General features: G+C 69.1%; 1 protein-coding gene. It reads left to right on the top strand.

Annotation, left to right across the window (positions count from 1 at the left end; genetic code table 11):
* Nucleotides 1-488 (top strand): LamG domain-containing protein (locus tag ALMP_RS37760; RefSeq protein ID WP_264936497.1); only part of this gene is annotated, 488 nt, incomplete at both ends.

A 488-nucleotide genomic window follows, 5' to 3' on the forward strand; every position in this document is an offset into this window, starting at 1 on the left:
CTGGACTCCCGCCCCGAGTCCTACTGGCGCCTCGGCGAGGAGGAGGGCACCGCCGCGAGCAGCGCCAACGAGGCCAACCTCGGCAAGGACCGCGGCACCTATCAAAATGTGACCTTGCAGGCGGCCGGCGCGATCGCCGGCGACCCAGGCACAGCAGCGACCTTCGGCAGCAGCACCTCGCGGATCGACCTGCCCGCCGGCACGCTGAAGAAGAGCCGTGACGCCGCCGTGGAGGTCTGGTTCAAGACGATCCCCACCGGCGTCGGCGGACCGCTGGTCGGCTACCAGGACAAGGCCTGGGGCACCGCCCCCGGCACCGGTGTCCCGATGCTGTACGTCGGCACCGACGGAAAGCTCCGCGGCCAGTTCTGGACCGGCACGGTTCAGCCGATCACCGACATCACCAAGAACGTCAACGACGGCAAGTGGCACCACGCGGTGCTGTCCATGTCCGGCTCCACCCAGAGCCTCTACCTCGACGGCAAGCT

The sequence above is a fragment of the Streptomyces sp. A012304 genome (assembly GCF_026008495.1).
Lineage (GTDB): Bacteria > Actinomycetota > Actinomycetes > Streptomycetales > Streptomycetaceae > Streptomyces.